Here is a 16,434-nt window from a genome sequence, read left to right on the forward strand (position 1 = left end):
AATCCTCTGACGCTCGGCACACGGCCCCGACGATTCGGGGCCCGTGGTGCGGGGGATCCCCGCCGCCCCGCTCGGGCGGGGGTGGATCCTCGGCAGGGAACCCGCCCGGATCCGGTTGCAAACACACGCGCGCCGCTTCTTTCGCAGTTGCAGCACGTCCGTCAAGGCGTGCCGGGATCACACTGGCGAAAGAAGTGAACGGCCTGGAATCGTTCGAAGATTTAGCGTCTTCGCGGACGCTCCGCAGCGCCGTTCCGGACATGGGAGGGTTGCCGCAGAGCGGGCCCCGCGCCGCCCTCAGACGGGGGCGGCGGGCCGGAGCGGCGCGAGCCCGGCCTCGATCTCGGCCCGGCGCGGCTCCAGGAACGGCGGCAGGGCCAGGCGCTCGCCCAGGGTCTCCAGGGGCTCGTCCGCGGTGAAACCCGGCCCGTCGGTGGCGATCTCGAACAGGATGCCGTTGGGCTCGCGGAAATAGAGGCTGCGGAAGTAGTAGCGGTCCACAGGCCCGCTGCTCGGCACCCGCGCCGCCCGGAGCCTGTCGGCCCAGGCCTCGTAATCCCCGTCCGGGATGCGGAAGGCGACGTGGTGGACCGCGCCCGCGCCCTGGCGGGCCGGCGCGGACCGGTCGGCCAGGAGCTGGAGCTCGGCGGCCGGGCCGCCGGGTCCCATCGCGTAGACCTCCACCGGGCCGTCGCCCGTCTCGAAGGCGCGGTCCCGGCGCAGGCCGAGCACCTCGGTCAGCACGGCGGCGGTGCGGGCCGGGTCCGGCACCGACAGCCGGATAGGGCCGAGGCCGCGGATCTGGTAGGCGGCCGGCACGGGCGAGCCGTCCCAGGGATGCTCCGGCCCGGTCCCGCCATCGTCCACCAGGGCGAGGCGCTGGCCCTCCGGATCCTCGAAATCGAGGGTGAGGCGCCCGTCGCGCGCGGCGGGCTCGGCCTCGACGATCCCGGCCTCGCGCAGGCGCGCGTGCCACCACGCGACCGCGCCCTCGCCCGGGACGCGCAGGTGCGTGCGGGTGATGCTGCCGGAGCCCCGCCGCTCCCGGGGCGCCGGCCAGTCGAAGAAGGTGATGTCGGTGCCGGGGCTCGCCAGCCCGTCGGCGTAGAACAGGTGGTAGGCCGAGACGTCGTCCTGGTTCACCGTCTTCTTCACGAGCCGCAGGCCGAGCGTGCCCGTGTAGAAGGCGACGTTCTCCGCCGCGCGGGCGGTCACCGCGGTGAGATGGTGGATGCCGGTGAGCTGCATGTCGGTCCTGGGGTTCGCCGCGTCGCGCCTCAGGTGGGGAGCGGCGGCGGCTTCGCGAGCGGCCCGCGGATCGGGCGGCCGGCACCCGTTCCTCCGGGGCCGCGCCGCGGTCGGCCCGCAGCGATCGCCGCCCGAGAGGCGCCGCGCCCCGGACCGGCGGCGCGGCCGCTACGCGGCGATCGGTACCCGGGCGCGGCGGATTTCGCCGAACCGCGGTCCCGAGACCCGCTTCTCAGAGCCCGACCGGCCGGCCGGCGGCGACCACCAGCATCTTGCCGTCCGCGAAGGTGCGGGCGGCGGCCCGGCGGATATCCGCCTGGGTCACGGCCGAGACCATCGCGTTGCGCCGGGCGATGTAGTCCATGCCCAGCTCCTCGAAGGCGATCTGCACCAGCTGGTGGGCGATCTTGGTCGAGGTGTCGAAGCCGAGGGCGTAGGAGCCGGTCAGGTAATCCTTGGCCTTCTGCAGCTCGTCGTCGTCCGGGCCGTCGGCGATCAGCCGGCCGATCTCGTCGCCGATCACCGACAGGGCCTCGCCGACGCGCTCGTTCTTGGTGGCGGTGTAGCCCCAGGTCATCGCGGCCGACCGGTGGCTGACCAGCGAGGTCCCCACCGAGTAGGCCAGCCCGCGCTTCTCGCGCACCTCCTGGAACAGGCGGGACGTGAAGGCGCCGCCGCCGAGGATGTGGTTCAGCACGTAGGCCGGGATGAAGTCCGGGTCGCGCCACGGCACGCCGGCCATGCCGAACCGGATGACCGACTGGGGCACGTCGAGGTCGACGACGACGCGCTTGCCGAGATCGTGCACCTCGGTGCGCGGCACCGCCTTCAGCGCCCCGGCCTCCGGCAGCGTTCCGAAGGCGCGGTTCAGGCCCTCGGCGAGCTGCTCGGCGCCGATGGCGCCGACCGCCGCTACCTTCACCCGGCCGCGGCCGATGATGCGGGCGTGCATCGCCAGCAGGTCGTCCCGGGTGATCGCCGTCACGCTCTCCACGGTGCCGGAGGACGGGCGGGCGTAGGGATGGCCGGCGAACGCCTCCTTGAAGAAGCGGCGGGAGGCCAGCACGCCCGGATCGTTCTGCTGATAGCGCAGGCCGGCGATGATCTGGGCACGGACGCGCTCGATCGCGTCGGGGTCGAGGCGGGGCTTGGCCAGCGCCAGGGCGAGGAGCGCGATGCCCTCGTCGGCGTGCTTGACCAGCATCTTCAGCGAGCCGCCGACCGCGTCGGCCCCCGCGTGGAACGACAGCTCGATTGCCCGGGCGGCGAGCCGCTCCTGGAACAGGTCGGAGGTCAGATCGCCGGCGCCCTCGTCGAGGAGCCGCGCCAGCATCTGCGCGCAGCCGGCCTTGCCGGCCGGGTCCTGGGCGGCGCCGCCCTCGAAGGTGAAGGCCAGGGCGATCATCGGCACCACCGGCGACTCGACGTGCCACGCCTCGATGCCGGCGGCGGTCGTCACCGGCAGCGCCGTGGTGGGCGAGCTGACGGTTTGGGCGGTGGTCTCGACCAGAGTCTCGGCCAAGCTCATGGGAACCTCGTGTCTCTATCTCGGGCGACGGCGGAGCGGGCCAGGGCTCCCGTTCGGCAGAGCGCCCCGCCCGGACCCGTCACGGGCCCGGCGGGACGCACCCGGGGTTACTCGGCGGCCATCGCGACCGGGGCGTCGGGATCCTGCGCCTTGGTCAGGTAACCGGTGACCGAGCGGGCCGGCGTCAGCCAGCGCTCGGCGGCGCCCTTGAGACGCGCCTGCGTCACCCCCTCGATGTCGGTCGGCCAGCGGCGGACCTCCTCGATGGTCTCGCCGATCGCCAGCGCCGAGCCGTAGATGCGGGCGAGCGACGACTGGCTGTCGGAGGAGTAGACGGTCTCGGCCACGAGGCGGGTCTTGGCGCGCTCGATCGCCTCGGCGTCCAGGGCCTCCGCGGGGGCGCGGCGCAGCACCCTGTCGACGGCCTCCTCCAGCTTCTCCAGCGGCACGCCCTCGGCGGGCACCGCGTAGACGGAGAAGCGGGTGTCGTCGATCGCCGAGCCCATGTACCAGGCGCCGGCATTCACCGCGAGGCCGGTCTCCATGACCAGCTTGCGGTAGAGGTAGGAGGTCGAGCCGCCGCCCAGCACCTCGGCCAGCAGCTCGAGGTCGTGGCAGCCGCCGTCCCGGGCGGTGATGCAGGAGGGGGTCAGGTAGAGGCGCTGCAGGGTCGGCTGCTCGACCTTCGGGTCGGCGACGGCGACGCGGCGCAGGGCCTTCGGCTCCGGCTCCCGCGCCCGCAGGCGCTCGGGCCGGGCGCCCTGGGGCGTCACGCGGCCGTAGGTGGTCTCGGCGAGGCGCCGGACCTCGTCGGGCGTGACGTCGCCGGCCACCACCAGGATGGCGTTCTCGGGGGTGTAGAAGCGCTTGTAGTAGGCCAGCGCGTGCTCGCGGTTCAGGCCCTCGATCTCGTGCATCCAGCCGATGATCGGGATGCCGTAGGGATGGTGCACGAACAGGCCGGCCGCCATCGCCTCGGAGAGCTGGGCGGAGGGGTCGGTCTCGACCCGCATGCGCCGCTCCTCCAGCACGACGTCGCGCTCGGGGGCGACGACGGCGTCGTCGAGGACGAGGCCGCTCATGCGGTCCGCCTCGAATTCCATCATGGTGCCGAGGTGATCCCGGGCGACCCGCTGGAAGTAGGCGGTGTAGTCGTAGCTGGTGAAGGCGTTCTCCTGGCCGCCCAGGCCCGACACCGCCTTGGAGAAGGCCCCGACCGGGTGCTTCTCGGTGCCCTTGAACATCAGGTGCTCGAGGAAGTGGGCGATGCCCGACTGGCCGAGCGGATCATCGGCCGAACCGTTGCGGTACCAGATCATGTGGGTGGCGACGGGGGCCCGGTGGTCGGGGACGACCACCACGTCGAGGCCGTTGTCGAGGGTGAAGGCCGTCACTTCCGGTCCGCCCGCCTCGGAACGCCCGAACGGCGCGGCCTCGCCCCGGCCGGCGCTGCCGCCGTAGGGCGAGCCCGGACGCAGCGGGAAGAGGGTGGGCGTCGCCTTCCTGAACAGGTGCATTCCGCTTTCCTTCTGCCGGCCCCGGATCGAAGCGTCCCGCGTCGGGATGCGCGCGCGGATCGGGGCCGTCCTGGTCACCGGGGCGCAAGAACCGCACCGGGACGATCATCTCATGTTGCCACGCCGCGGCGCCGTTGCAACGGCGACACGGCGCCCCCGTCACTGCTGCGCGCGCTGACGGAGATACGCGCGGGGATCCGACTCCTCGCGCTCGCGGCTGGCGTTGTTGATCGGGTCGCTCGACGGCGGCCGGGCCAGCTGCTTGGGCGACTGCCGGTACCCGGTCGGCGGGTCCGTGAGCGTGTCGCGGCTCGGCTCGATGTCGGAGGGCTCGGCGTTGGCGCTCTTGCCCTTGAGCAGCTCGAAGGGGCTGAGCAGGCTGTCGTCGCGGTTGTTGTCGCCGGGCTTGCGCTCGGCGGTGGTCGTCAGGCCCGCGCCGGCACGGCGGCCGCCGCGCATCTCCTCCACGGAGAGCGTCGCGTTGTTGTCGTCGTAGCGGCCCTGGGCCTGGGAGCCCTTGGGATTGCGCCGCTCCACGGCGGCGCGCTCGCGCTCCACGATCTCGGGATCCTTCGGCCAGGCGGTGCTGGTGGAGCGCGCCCGCGGCTGCGGCAGGGCCTTGCCGTCGATCTTGGGCGGCATCACCAGCGGCGGCCGCTCGTGATAGTCGATCGGATCCTGGCGCTTCTCCAGGAGGCCGATGCCCGACAGGGCGTCGCGCATGAACTCGCCGCGCTCCTGCGCGTGCGCGGCACCGACGACGCAGAGCGGAGCCAGGGCCACCGCGGCGGAGAGGAGGGGACGAAGCCTGCGATGCCCGGTCATGCTGCCTCACGGGTTCCGGACGGAGCGTCCGGCTCTGGGAAGGCCGCGGCGCGGCCCGATCCGACAGGTCCCGGCCTGAGACCGGTTTCCGGCGATCGTATGGCGCCTTGACTGCGTCGCGCCAGGAGGGGGACGCGGGAGGACCTGTGTGTTGCAGGGATCACAGGCGCGGCGCCGGGTCGCCCTGCGGCGGGGACGCCCGGCCCCTGCGGCCGTCCGGGGACAGGCTGTCGAGGATCAGGCCGATCACGCCGGCCACGATCGCCGCGTCGGCGACGTTGAACACGTACCAGGACCAGCCGCCGGCATGCAGGTGGACGAAGTCGAAGACGGCGCCGTAGGCGGCCCGGTCGATGGCGTTGCCGAGCGCCCCCCCGACGATCAGCCCGAGGGCGATCCCGAGGAGCCGCGACGTGGCCCGGCGCATCCAGATCCCGAGGCCGAGGGCGGCGGCCAGCGACAGGGCCACGAGGAGCCAGCGGCCGATCCCGCCCTCCTGCTGGAACAGCCCGTAGGAGACGCCCCGGTTCCAGACCACGACGAAATCGGCGAAGGGCGCCAGCCGCCAGGGCTGCGTCAGCACGAGGTCGGTGCCGAAATAGAGGCCGAGCTTGCTGGCCTGGTCGAGGATCAGGGTGAGGACGAGGGCCAGGAGGCCGGCGCGGAAGGGCGTCACGGGCGGCGCACTCGGCCCGGGCCGGCGCCCCCTGCTCCCCGCGGGCGGGGAGAGGGGGTGGCGCCGCCGACGACGCGGAACGCCCTCACGCCGCGCTCGCCTCCGGATGCGCCGCGTCCCACTCGCGCAGGGCCTGGGCGTCGCGGGGCGTCACGTCCGGGTAGTCCGGGTCGCTGCCCACCTCCGGGCTGACCCGCCAGGACCGGGCGCACTTGCGGCCCTCGGCCGGGCTCGGCACCACCGCCACGCCGCGCACCTCGTCGAGGCGGAAGGCCTCGGCCGGGCCCTCGCCCGCCACCACGGCGATGGCCGAGGTGATGCAGGTATCGGCGAAGTCGCAGCCCTCGAGCGCCGCGAGCAGGTCCGGATCGGCCACGTAGACCGTCGGCGCCGCCTCCAGGCTCGCGCCGATGCGCTTGGCCGCGCGCTCGATCTCCAGGGCGCCGGTGACCACCCGCCGCACCCGCCGGATCTTTTGCCAGCGCTCCGCGAGGGTAGGGTCGAGCCACGCGGCCGGGGTCTCCGGCAGGGTCTGGAGATGCACCGAGCCGTCCTCGGACGGGTAGCGGTCGAGCCACGCCTCCTCGGCGGTGAAGGCGAGCACCGGGGCGAGCCAGATCGTCACCCGGCGGAAGGCCTCGTCGATCACCTGCAGCGCCGCCCGCCGGCGGACCGAGGACACGGGATCGCAGTACAGGGCGTCCTTGCGCACGTCGAAGTAGAAGGACGACAGGTCGCCGGTCATGAAGCCGTTGAGCAGCGCCACCACCCGCTTGGTGTCGAACGCTGCGTAGGCCTCGCGGATCTCGCCGTCGAGCTCGGCGAGCCGGTGCAGGATCAGCCGCTCCAGCTCCGGCATGTCGGCGTAGGCCACGTCGTCGCCCTGGACCCGGTGGGCCAGCGAGCCCAGCATCCAGCGCAGGGAGTTGCGCAGCTTGCGGTAGGTCTCGGCGAAGGTCTTGATGATCTCCGGGCCGATGCGCAGGTCGTCGGTGTAGTCAGAGGCGGCGACCCAGAGGCGCAGGATGTCGGCGCCCGAATCCTTGATGACGCTCTGCGGCGCGACGACGTTGCCCTTCGACTTCGACATCTTCAGGCCCTTGCCGTCGAGCACGAAGCCGTGGGTCAGGACGATGTCGTAGGGCGCCCGGCCGCGGGTGCCGGCGGATTCGAGCAGCGAGGACTGGAACCAGCCGCGGTGCTGGTCGGAACCCTCCAGGTACATGACCCGGTCCTGGCCGCCGTCGCGGACGCGCGTGACGCCGGCGAGCCCCGGGAAGGCCTCCGGATCGTCGAGCACGAAGGCGTGGGTCGAGCCGGAATCGAACCAGACGTCGAGGACGTCGGTGACCTTCTCGTAGGCGGCCGGGTCGTGGTCGGGCGCCAGGAAGCGCTGCGCGGCATCGTCCCGGAACCACGCGTCGGCGCCCTCGGCCGCGAAGGCGTCGCGGATGCGGGCGTTGACGGCGTCGTCCTTCAGGATCTCGGCGGTGTCGCGGTGGACGAAGACGGTGATCGGCACGCCCCAGGCGCGCTGGCGCGAGACCACCCAGTCCGGCCGGTTGGCGACCATGCCGGTGATGCGGTTCTTGCCCTGGGTCGGCACCCACTGGGTGTCGTCGATGCCCTGGAGCGCCACCTCGCGCAGCGTCCGGTTGCCCAGCGAATCCACCGGCCGGTCCATGGCGATGAACCATTGCGGCGTGTTGCGGAAGATCACCGGCTTCTTGGACCGCCAGGAATGCGGGTACTGGTGGCGCAGCACCCCGCGGGCGATCAGCGCCCCGGCCTCCGTCAGCGCGGCGATGACCGCCTTATTGGCGTCGCCCTTCTCGCCTTTGGCGGTGAGCACGCGGGTGCCGGTGAAGCCCGGAGCGGCCTCCGTGAGCACGCTGTCGGCGTCGACCGTGTAGGGGATGGTCGTGTCGATGCCCCGCCCGCGCAGCAGCCGGCCGCTCGCCATCCAGAGCTCGAAATCCTCGCGGCCGTGGCTCGGCGCCGTGTGGACGAAGCCCGTGCCGGATTCGTCCGTGACGTGCTCGCCGTCGAGCATCGGCACGGCGAAGCCGTAGCCGAGCTTCGCCAGCGGGTGGTCCAGGGTCAGGCCGGCGAGCGTCGACGGGCTCACGTCGGCGACGCGCGCGAACGCCTCGACCCGGGCGGCTTTGAACACCGTGGCGGCGAGGCTGTCGGCGAGCAGGTAGGTCTGGCCGGGCACCGCCCAGTTGTCGGCCGGCGCCTCCGTCACCCGGTACAGGCCGTAGGCAATTTTTTTGGAGAACGCGACGGCGCGGTTGCCCGGGATCGTCCACGGAGTGGTCGTCCAGATCACCACCCGCGCCTGCGCGAGATCGCCCTCGGCGCCGGACCGGATCGGAAACGCGCAAAAAATCGTGTCGCTGACGTGCTCCTCGTACTCGACCTCGGCTTCAGCGAGCGCGGTCTTCTCGACCACCGACCACATCACCGGCTTGGAGCCGCGATAGAGCTGGCCGCTCATCGAGAACTTCATCAGCTCGTCGGCGATCACGGCCTCGGCGGGGAACGCCATGGTGGCGTAGGGATGGTCCCAGTCGCCGGTGACGCCGAGCCGCTTGAACTCCTCGCGCTGCACGTCGAGCCACTGGGCCGCGAAGGTCCGGCATTCCTGCCGAAACTCGATCACCGGCACGTCGTCCTTGTTGCGGCCCTTGGCGCGGTACTGCTCCTCGATCTTCCACTCGATCGGCAGGCCGTGGCAGTCCCAGCCCGGGACGTAGTTGGCGTCGAAGCCGAGGGCGGTCTGCGAGCGGACCACCACGTCCTTGAGGATCTTGTTGAGCGCCGTGCCGATGTGGATGTTGCCGTTGGCGTAGGGCGGCCCGTCGTGGAGCACGAATTTCGGCCGGCCCTGGCCGCGGGCGCGCAGCTTGCCATAGAGGTCCATCCGCTTCCAGCGCTCGATGAAGAGCGGCTCGCGCACCGGCAGGCCGGCGCGCATCGGGAACTCGGTCTGCGGCAGGAACAGGGTCTTGGAATAGTCGCGGGCGGGCGCGGTCTCGGGGGCGGTCATCGGATCTCGCATCGGCGGTCGGGCCGGCTGCGTCGGGCCGGCGGAATCGGGTCGGGCGGCAGGAGGATCCCGGACCTCCGCGCGGCCGCGCTGGAGCGGGCCCTCAGGCGGAGGCCGGGCCGGTAATTCGGATCGGGCGGCCGGGGCCGCGCAGGGCGCGCGAAGCGTGCATGACGGGTTCTCTACCAGCCGCCCCGGCCGGAGGCCAGCGGCAGCGCGGATCACGCGCCCGTGACCGCGGATGGGACCAATCGGCGTCTGAACCGTTGACCGACACACCCTCCGCCCGCCGCGGCGGCGCGGAGCCGATTCGGACAGACATCCGGGAGTAGCCCCATGAAGAAGCTTCTGATCGCGACCCTCGCCCTCGCGCCGCTGGCCTACGCGGGCGCCGCGGAGGCCCAGGGCACGGCGCGCGGCGCCCAGCGCGGCGTCGAGGACGGCACGGCTGCGGCCGGCCCCGTGGGCGGGGTCGTCGGCGGCGCGGTCGGCGCGGCGACCGGCACCGTCGGCGGCGTGCTCGGCACCGATCCGGACCCGGCCCGCCGGGCGCGCGAGAACCGCCGCGAGGAGCGGATGGAGCGCCAGGAGCGCCTCGGCCGCTGACAGGGTCCCGTAACAGGGTCCGGCCGGTCGCCTCAGGCGGCCGGCCGCGCCTCCCGGCGGATCGTCTCCTGCGCCAGGAGGTACAGGCCGGAGCCCACGACGATCATGGCGCCCGCCACGGTCCAGCGGCTCGGGACGTCGCCGAACAGCAGGAAGCCGAGCGTCACCGACCACAGCAGCTGCGTGTAGATGAACGGCGCCAGCACGTTGGCCGGGGCCCGGGCATGGGCCATCACCAGCAGCCAGTGGCCCAGCGTCCCGAACAGCGCGACCCCGAACAGCAGCGCCCAGTGGGTCAGGCTCGCCGGGCTCGTCCAGATCCACGGCAGGAGCGGGGCCATCAGCGCGAGTCCCGCGAGGCCCGTGTAGAACATGGTCGTGGCGGTCGAGTCGTAGGCCGCGAGCTTGCGCGTGATGATCGCGTAGAAGGCGTAGACCACGACGTTGGCGACGCAGAGCAGCGCGGCCGGATGCATGCCGCCGACGCCCGGCCGCACGATCACCAGCACGCCCAGGAAGCCGACGCCGATCGCCGCCAGCCGCGCCCGCGACGACCACTCGCCGAGCAGCGGCCCGGCGAGCAGCGCCACGGTGAGCGGCGCGGCGAACTGGATCGAGATCGTCTCGGCGAGCTGCAGGTAGCGCAGGGCCAGGAAGTTGAGCGCCGTGGAGGCGAAGAGCAGCAGGGAGCGCGCGATCTGCAGCGGCAGGCGCCGGCTCTTCACGACGCCCGGCGTGCGCACCGGGTTGATGAACAGCGAGATCATGGCGACGCTCGCCGCGTAGCGCATGAAGGTGGTGACCAGGGGATCGACGCCGGCCCGGGCCAGGGTCTTGCCGCAGGCGTCGAGGCTCGCGAAGAAGGCGACGGCCCCGCACATCAGGGCGATGCCGACGATCCGCCGGCGGCCGGCGAGGTCGGCCTCCGGAGCGGCGCGCGGCGCGGCGCTGTCGTCGGGGACGGAGGTCGCGACCTGCGTGCTCATGCCTGACCAATCTCGGTAGAGGCTGAAACCCCTGCCACGCCCGGCGCCGCGCGGGTATCGGCCGGCGCGCAGGGGAACCATGCAGCCGGCACGGTCGCCCGCGCCGGCGGCGGCTCAGCGCTTCGCCGCGACCTTCTCGGCGGCGGGGGCCTTCTCGGCGGAGGCCGTCTTGGTCGCGGCCTTGGCGAGCTTCGGCTTGGGCGGCGTCGCGCCGGCGATCAGAGCGGCGAGGTGCGACTGGTCGAGCCCCGCGGCGGCGCGCGCGGGCGCAGCGGGAACAGGCGCCGCCGCGGCGACCGGCGCGGGCGCCAGCGCGGCGGCCCGTTCGACCCGGCGCGGCTCGATGGAGCCGGTCGCGGTGGGCTCGGCGAGGCTCGCCGTCGCGACCGCGGGGGCGGCGGACTCGCGCTGCACCCGCAGGGTCCAGTGCGCGGCGGTTGAGAGCGCGGCGATGCCGAGGATCGCCTTGATGCCGCTGGTGAGCAGGGCTCGCATGGTCGTCAGGCCCGAGAGAACGCGGTTACGCGGAACCGGATCCCCGGCCCGGACGCATCATCGCGCGGGAGCGTGAACGAAGCCGCAACGGCCCCGTGCGCCCCTGTCCCGGAACGGGTCAGGGGCTCGCGCCCGCGACCCGTCTCGCGGGCGGAATCGGGTGGGAAATCATGTGGGCCATGCGCCGGACCCGCGGTTCCTGTTCCCCGCGCTCCCGACACTCCTGCAGCGACTCGGCCCACTGAGCCTCACAGGAACGGCCCAGAGAACTGGTCCGGACCGTCCCGTCACTGCCGACCCCGCCGCCATGCAGGCCCGAGCGGGCTCGCGAAACCTTCAGGCGCATCGGCCGCTGGGGACAGCCCGTGTAGAGGGTGACAGCCGAGCCGGCAACAGAGGCGGGGCCGTTTCCGGGACCCCGCGGCGATCAGTGCTCCGCCGCGGCTGCGGCGAAGCGCATCAGCGCGGCGATCTCGTCCGCGCCGTTCTCCGCGGCGAGGCGCCGGTAGAGCGCGGCGTAGCCGGAGAAGACCTGCCGCCCGGCCGCGTCGGGCCCGAGGAACCCGGCGATCTCCTCCATCTCGGGCGCCCAGCGATAGGCCTTCGGCGCCATGTCGGGCAGGCCCCTGGCGAACCGGGCCAGCAGCGCCGGCTCGTTCTCGGCGAGCTCGGCCAGCAGCGCTTCCCCGGCGCCGGCGCGCTCGGCGGCGCCGATCACGAGCGCGGCGAGCGCCGTCAGGCCCTTGTTGAGGCCGGCATAGCTCATCTTCAGGCTGGAGGCGGCGCCGACGTCGCCGGGGCAGACGCGCAGGTCGAGGCCGAGGTCGCGCAGGACCAGGGCCGGGTCCGTCTCGGGACCGGAGACGTAGACGCGCGGCCCCTTGGCGCCGGGCTTCGGCGGCAGGCCCAGGATCGCCCCGTCGAGGAATGGCGCGCCGGTGGCCGCGACGATCCCGGCGACGCGCCCGACCGTCTCCGGGCTGACGGCGTTGGCGTCGATGTAGACCGGCTTGCGCGGGGCCGCCGCCAGGGCGGGCGCGAGCCGGCGGGCCAGCGCCTCCGCGTCGGCGGGCGGCACGATGGAGAGCAAGAGGTCGGCGGCGGCGAGGTCGCCGTCCCCGGCATGCGCCATGCCGGCGGCCGCGGCCCGGGCGCGGCTCGCCGCCCCGCGCCCGTCCAGGGAGGTCAGCACCCGGGCGCCGTGCCCGGCGAGCCGGGCCCCGACGGCGCTGCCCATGGCGCCCGGGGCGATCACCGCGATCGTGGGCACGGGACGCCTCCGGGACCTCGGGGCCGCTACCGCAGCGAGCCGCAGAAGCGCTGGATGCGCCGGCAGGCCTCCTCCAGCACCGCGTTCGACGTCGCGTAGGAGATGCGCAGGTTCGGGCCGAGGCCGAAGGCCGAGCCGTGGACCGCCGCCACGCCCTCGGCCTGGAGCAGCTCCATGACGAAGTCCTCGTCGGTCTCGATGGTCTTGCCGGCCTCGGTCCGCTTGCCGATCAGCGCCGCGCAGGACGGGTAGACGTAGAACGCGCCCTCCGGCGTCGGGCAGGTCAGCCCGTTGGTCTGGTTGAGCATCGACACGACGAGGTCGCGCCGGCCCTGGAAGGCGGCCCGGAACGTGGCGAGGTGGTCCTGCGGCCCGTCGAGGGCGGCCACCGCCGCCCACTGCGCGATCGTGCTGGCGCCGGAGGTCTGCTGGCCCTGGACGAAGTCCATCGCCTTGATGAGCGATTCCGGCCCGGCCGCGTAGCCGATGCGCCAGCCGGTCATGGCGTAGCCCTTCGAGACGCCGTTCATCGTCAGCGTCCGCTCGATCAGCTGCGGCTCGACCTGGGCCGGCGTGACGAACGCGAAGTCGCCGTAGGTGAGGTGCTCGTAGATGTCGTCGGTGAGGATGTGCACGTCCGGGTAGCGGAGCAGCACGTCGGTGAGCGCCTTCATCTCGGCGCGGGAGTAGGCGGCGCCCGACGGGTTCGACGGCGAGTTGAGGACGATCCACTTGGTCTTCGGGGTCAGCACCCGGTCGAGCTCCTCGGCCTGGAGCTTGAAGCCGTTGGCCATGTCGGTGTCGGCGAAGACCGGCGTGCCGCCGCACAGCCCGACCATCTCCGGGTAGGACACCCAGTAGGGGCGGGGGATCACCACCTCGTCACCGGGGTTCAGCGTGGCGAGGAACGCGTTGTACAGCACCTGCTTGCCGCCGGTGCCCACGATGGTCTGCGAGACCTTGTAGTCGAGCCCGTTCTCGCGCTTGAACTTGCGCACGATCGCCTCGCGCAGGGGCACGATGCCGGAGACCGGCGGGTAGCGGGTCTCGTTCCGGTGGATCGCCGCGATGGCGGCCTGCTTGATGTGCTCGGGCGTGTCGAAGTCGGGCTCACCCACCGACAGGCTGATGACGTCGACGCCGGAGGCCTTCAGGTCCCGGGCCTTCTGGGTCATCACGATGGTCGCGGACGGCTTCACCCGCGAGAGGACGTCGGCGAGGAGAGCCATGGCGTGCGGTGCTCCGGATTTTTGCGGTCAGGCGCCGCTTCCCCGCGGCGCGGCGGACCCTAGGCCCGGGACGCTGAGCCGGCAAGCGTGAGACGCCGCGGCGGCGCGCGGGAGCGACGTTTCTGCTATGATCCTCGGAATCGGGACGGAACGAGAGGCCCTGCCGATGGGCGAGACGATCAGCATCACCCTGGCGCCGGACACGCTCCGCGCCGTGCGGGAGAGCGTCGAGGCCGGTGAGTACGCTTCGGTGGACGCGCTGCTCGACGAGGCCGTGCACGCCCTGCAGCGCCAGCGACGCGAGGATGCCGAGCGTCTCGATGACATCCGCGCCCGCATCCGGCGTTCCCTGGACGATCCGCGGCCGCCGCTGAGCCTCGAGGAAGTCGAGGCGCACATGGAAGCCCTGTTCGCTCAGGCACGTGACGAGCGCCGCCGTGCGTAACCTGCCCGTCGCGTTCCAGGGCAGTGCAGCGGCGGACCTCGCGAACATCTTCGACGTCGTGCTCCAGGCCAGCCAGGACCAGAACATCGCCGAGGGCTTCATCCGGCGGATCATCGCGCGCTGTCGTCGAATCGGCGATGCGCCCCATGGTGGGCGGGCGCGCCACGATCTGGAGCCGGGCCTCCGAACCGCGCCGTTCGAGCGATCCGCCGTCATCGCCTATCGGGTCGAGGCCGACCGGGTGACGATCACCAACGTGTTCTACGGTGGCCGCGATTTCGAGGCGCTGTATCAGAGCGCTCGGCCTGACGATGAACCCGCACCGTGACGCGCATGGCGGGCCGCGGACAATCATGCCCTCGCGCCGACCGGCCCACGCCCCCATCTCTCCGGCATGACCCCGCTCTCCGTCCTCGACCTCTCCTTCGTCGGCGCCGACTCGACCCCGGCGCGGGCGCTGCACGACACGCTGGCCCTCGCCCGCCGCGTCGATAACCTCGGCTACCGGCGCTACTGGCTGGCCGAGCACCACGCGCTCCCCAACGTGGCGAGCCCGGCACCCGAGATCATGATCGGCCAGATCGCCGCCGCGACCCGCAACATCCGGGTCGGCTCGGGCGGCATCATGCTGCCGAACCACGCGCCGCTCATGGTCGCCGAGCGCTTCCGGGTGCTGGAGGCCCTGTTCCCGGGCCGGATCGACCTCGGTCTGGGGCGCGCGCCCGGCACCGACGGCCTCACCGCGCGGGCGCTGCGCCGCCGGGAAGCGCCGGGGGAGGGCGGGGACGACTTCCTCGACCGCCTGCAGGAGCTGCTGTTCTGGGACGGCGGCTTCCCGGAGGGGCACCCGTTCGCGCGGATCGAGGCGAGCCCCGCGGGGGTGGCGCTGCCGCCGATCTTCCTGCTCGGGTCCTCCGACTACAGCGCCCGCCTCGCTGGCGAGATCGGCTGCGGTTTCGGCTTCGCGCAGCACTTCTCCGGGATGCCCGCGGAGCCGCCGATGCTGGACTACCGGAACCGGTTCCGGCCGACGCGGCTCGGCGCGAAGCCCCACGCGATCCTGGCGGTGGCGGCGATCTGCGCCGCCACGGACGCGGAGGCCGAGCGACTCGCGTCCAGCGCGCGGCTCGCGACGCTGCGGCGGGAGCGCGGCGAGTACCGGCCACTGCCGAGCCTCGCCGAGGCGCTGGACTATCCGTATTCCGACGGCGAGCGGATGCAGATCGAGCGGGGCCGCGACCGCCTGCACGTGGGCGGCCCCGAGACCCTGCGGGCCCGGCTCGCCGACATGGTCCAGCGCACGCAGGCCGACGAGCTGATGATCGTCTCGGCGATCCCCGACCAGGCAGCGCGGCACGACTCCTACGCGCTGCTGGCCCAAGCCTGGGGGCTCGGCGCGACCTCACAGGCGGCCTGAGCCGTCACCCGGCACCCGCCGCGGGTCCTGGCGGCGGCGGCGCCGGCCGTGCAGGCTCCTCCCGGTTCACGCCCGCGACCAGACGGGCCGACCGGAGGAGAGGCAGCATGGGCAACCGACGCGAATTCCTGACCGCCACGGCCGCGGGCCTCGCCGCCGCGGCGGCGCCGGCCCGGGCGGCCGAGGAGCGGAATGCGGCGCCGAAGACCACATCGGCGGCGGCGCCGCCCTTCGGCATGCCCCGGGACATGACCCTCATCAACATGCGCCGCGGCGACGGCTACGCCCTGGGCGTGAAGACGAAGGACGGCATCCTCGATGTCGAAGCCGCCGGCCGGGCGCTCGGGATGCCGGTTCCGGCCGACATGGACGACCTCCTCCAGAACGGGCGCGGCCCGGCCTTGCGGGCGCTGATCGACGCGGTCGAGGCCGCACCCGACGGGCGCCTCATGCTGGCGGAATCCGGCATCGCCTACGGGCCGGTGGTCACGCGGCCCGAGAAGATCATCATGATGGGCTTCAACTACCGCCACCACGCGGAGGAGACCGGCACGCCGATCCCCAAGGACCCGCCGCTGTTCAACAAGTACAACAACGCCCTGAACCACCACGGCGGCACGATCGCGCTGCCGACCCAGGCGGCGCGGGAATTCGACTACGAGACCGAGCTGGTGCTGGTCTTCGGCCGGGAATGCCGGAACGTCTCCGAGGCGGACGCCCTCGATTACCTGGCAGGCTACTGCACGGGCAACGATTTCAGCGCCCGGGATCTGCAGACGCTGACGTCGCAATTCATGATCGGGAAGACCTCGGACGGGTTCGCGCCGCTCGGCCCCTACCTCGTCACCGCCGACCGGGTGAAGGACCCGAACAATCTCAAGCTCAAGACGCTGGTCAACGGCCAGGTGCGCCAGGACTGGAGCACCAACGACATGATCTTCAACTGCCGCCAGCTGATCAGCTTCGCGTCGAAGGTGATGACCCTGAAGCCGGGGGACATCTTCTACACCGGGACCCCGCAGGGGGTGATCTTCGGCGAGAAGATCCCGCGCAAGGACCGCGCGTGGCTGAAACCCGGCGACGAGGTCGTGTCCGAGCTGGAAGGGCTCGGTGAGCTGCGCTTCAGGCTGGTCTGATCCG

The 16,434-nt window shown here is 72.8% G+C and carries 15 protein-coding genes; 5 read left to right on the top strand and 10 right to left on the bottom strand.

Going from position 1 to position 16,434, the window contains the following annotated elements; translation table 11 throughout:
• Window positions 1–297 precede the first annotated feature (297 nt).
• The 6 genes from ACLBYG_RS12795 to ileS form a co-directional block, all read right to left on the bottom strand.
• Window positions 298–1,248, bottom strand: a complete 951-nt coding sequence (locus tag ACLBYG_RS12795) for a ring-cleaving dioxygenase (protein ID WP_056523391.1) — start codon at window positions 1,246–1,248, stop codon at window positions 298–300.
• Between the two features lie 232 nt (window positions 1,249–1,480).
• Complete coding sequence (locus tag ACLBYG_RS12800) at window positions 1,481–2,776, bottom strand: M16 family metallopeptidase (protein WP_447681705.1); 1,296 nt, start codon at window positions 2,774–2,776, stop codon at window positions 1,481–1,483.
• A gap of 107 nt (window positions 2,777–2,883) precedes the next feature.
• The gene (locus ACLBYG_RS12805) at window positions 2,884–4,293 is read right to left on the bottom strand and encodes a M16 family metallopeptidase (RefSeq protein WP_020093174.1); all 1,410 of its coding nucleotides are present in this window, start codon (window positions 4,291–4,293) and stop codon (window positions 2,884–2,886) included.
• A 159-nt stretch (window positions 4,294–4,452) separates the two neighbouring features.
• Window positions 4,453–5,118 carry a hypothetical protein gene (locus ACLBYG_RS12810; RefSeq protein ID WP_020093175.1) on the bottom strand — a complete coding sequence of 222 codons (666 nt, stop codon included), beginning with the start codon at window positions 5,116–5,118 and terminating at the stop codon, window positions 4,453–4,455.
• A 160-nt stretch (window positions 5,119–5,278) separates the two neighbouring features.
• Window positions 5,279–5,794, bottom strand: a complete 516-nt coding sequence (gene lspA, locus ACLBYG_RS12815) for a signal peptidase II (RefSeq protein ID WP_447681706.1) — start codon at window positions 5,792–5,794, stop codon at window positions 5,279–5,281.
• An 85-nt stretch (window positions 5,795–5,879) separates the two neighbouring features.
• Window positions 5,880–8,846 carry an isoleucine--tRNA ligase gene (gene ileS, locus ACLBYG_RS12820; protein ID WP_447681707.1) on the bottom strand — a complete coding sequence of 989 codons (2,967 nt, stop codon included), beginning with the start codon at window positions 8,844–8,846 and terminating at the stop codon, window positions 5,880–5,882.
• 336 nt (window positions 8,847–9,182) lie between these two features.
• On the opposite strand from ileS, the gene ACLBYG_RS12825 reads away from it, so the two are divergent.
• A complete protein-coding gene (locus ACLBYG_RS12825; protein ID WP_012318778.1) occupies window positions 9,183–9,452 on the top strand; it encodes a hypothetical protein in 270 nt (89 codons plus the stop codon).
• Window positions 9,453–9,484: 32 nt separating this feature from the next.
• Here ACLBYG_RS12825 and ACLBYG_RS12830 read toward each other — a convergent pair whose 3' ends face one another.
• From ACLBYG_RS12830 to ACLBYG_RS12845, 4 genes are all read right to left on the bottom strand, one after another.
• Complete coding sequence (locus ACLBYG_RS12830) at window positions 9,485–10,438, bottom strand: DMT family transporter (protein ID WP_056523381.1); 954 nt, start codon at window positions 10,436–10,438, stop codon at window positions 9,485–9,487.
• 114 nt (window positions 10,439–10,552) lie between these two features.
• Window positions 10,553–10,933: a hypothetical protein gene (locus tag ACLBYG_RS12835; protein ID WP_091926382.1), complete on the bottom strand. Its 381-nt coding sequence runs from the start codon at window positions 10,931–10,933 to the stop codon at window positions 10,553–10,555.
• A 427-nt stretch (window positions 10,934–11,360) separates the two neighbouring features.
• Complete coding sequence (locus tag ACLBYG_RS12840; RefSeq protein WP_447681708.1) at window positions 11,361–12,203, bottom strand: DUF1932 domain-containing protein; 843 nt, start codon at window positions 12,201–12,203, stop codon at window positions 11,361–11,363.
• Between the two features lie 26 nt (window positions 12,204–12,229).
• Window positions 12,230–13,432 carry a pyridoxal phosphate-dependent aminotransferase gene (locus ACLBYG_RS12845; protein ID WP_447681709.1) on the bottom strand — a complete coding sequence of 401 codons (1,203 nt, stop codon included), beginning with the start codon at window positions 13,430–13,432 and terminating at the stop codon, window positions 12,230–12,232.
• Window positions 13,433–13,598: 166 nt separating this feature from the next.
• Between ACLBYG_RS12845 and ACLBYG_RS12850 the strand changes: the two genes are divergently transcribed.
• The 4 genes from ACLBYG_RS12850 (at window position 13,599) to ACLBYG_RS12865 (ending at window position 16,430) form a co-directional block, all read left to right on the top strand.
• Window positions 13,599–13,877, top strand: a complete 279-nt coding sequence (locus tag ACLBYG_RS12850) for a ribbon-helix-helix domain-containing protein (protein ID WP_447681710.1) — start codon at window positions 13,599–13,601, stop codon at window positions 13,875–13,877.
• On the top strand, window positions 13,870–14,205 hold the full coding sequence (locus tag ACLBYG_RS12855) for a type II toxin-antitoxin system RelE/ParE family toxin (protein ID WP_447681711.1): 336 nt from the start codon (window positions 13,870–13,872) through the stop codon (window positions 14,203–14,205). The genes ACLBYG_RS12850 and ACLBYG_RS12855 overlap by 8 nt, the downstream gene beginning before the upstream one ends.
• A 66-nt stretch (window positions 14,206–14,271) precedes the next feature.
• Window positions 14,272–15,294: an LLM class flavin-dependent oxidoreductase gene (locus tag ACLBYG_RS12860; RefSeq protein WP_447681712.1), complete on the top strand. Its 1,023-nt coding sequence runs from the start codon at window positions 14,272–14,274 to the stop codon at window positions 15,292–15,294.
• A gap of 107 nt (window positions 15,295–15,401) precedes the next feature.
• Window positions 15,402–16,430 (top strand): fumarylacetoacetate hydrolase family protein, encoded by a 1,029-nt coding sequence (locus tag ACLBYG_RS12865; protein ID WP_447681713.1) that lies wholly within the window; start codon window positions 15,402–15,404, stop codon window positions 16,428–16,430.
• The last annotated feature ends 4 nt before the right edge of the window (window positions 16,431–16,434 follow it).

It is taken from the genome of Methylobacterium sp. D53M (assembly GCF_053345625.1).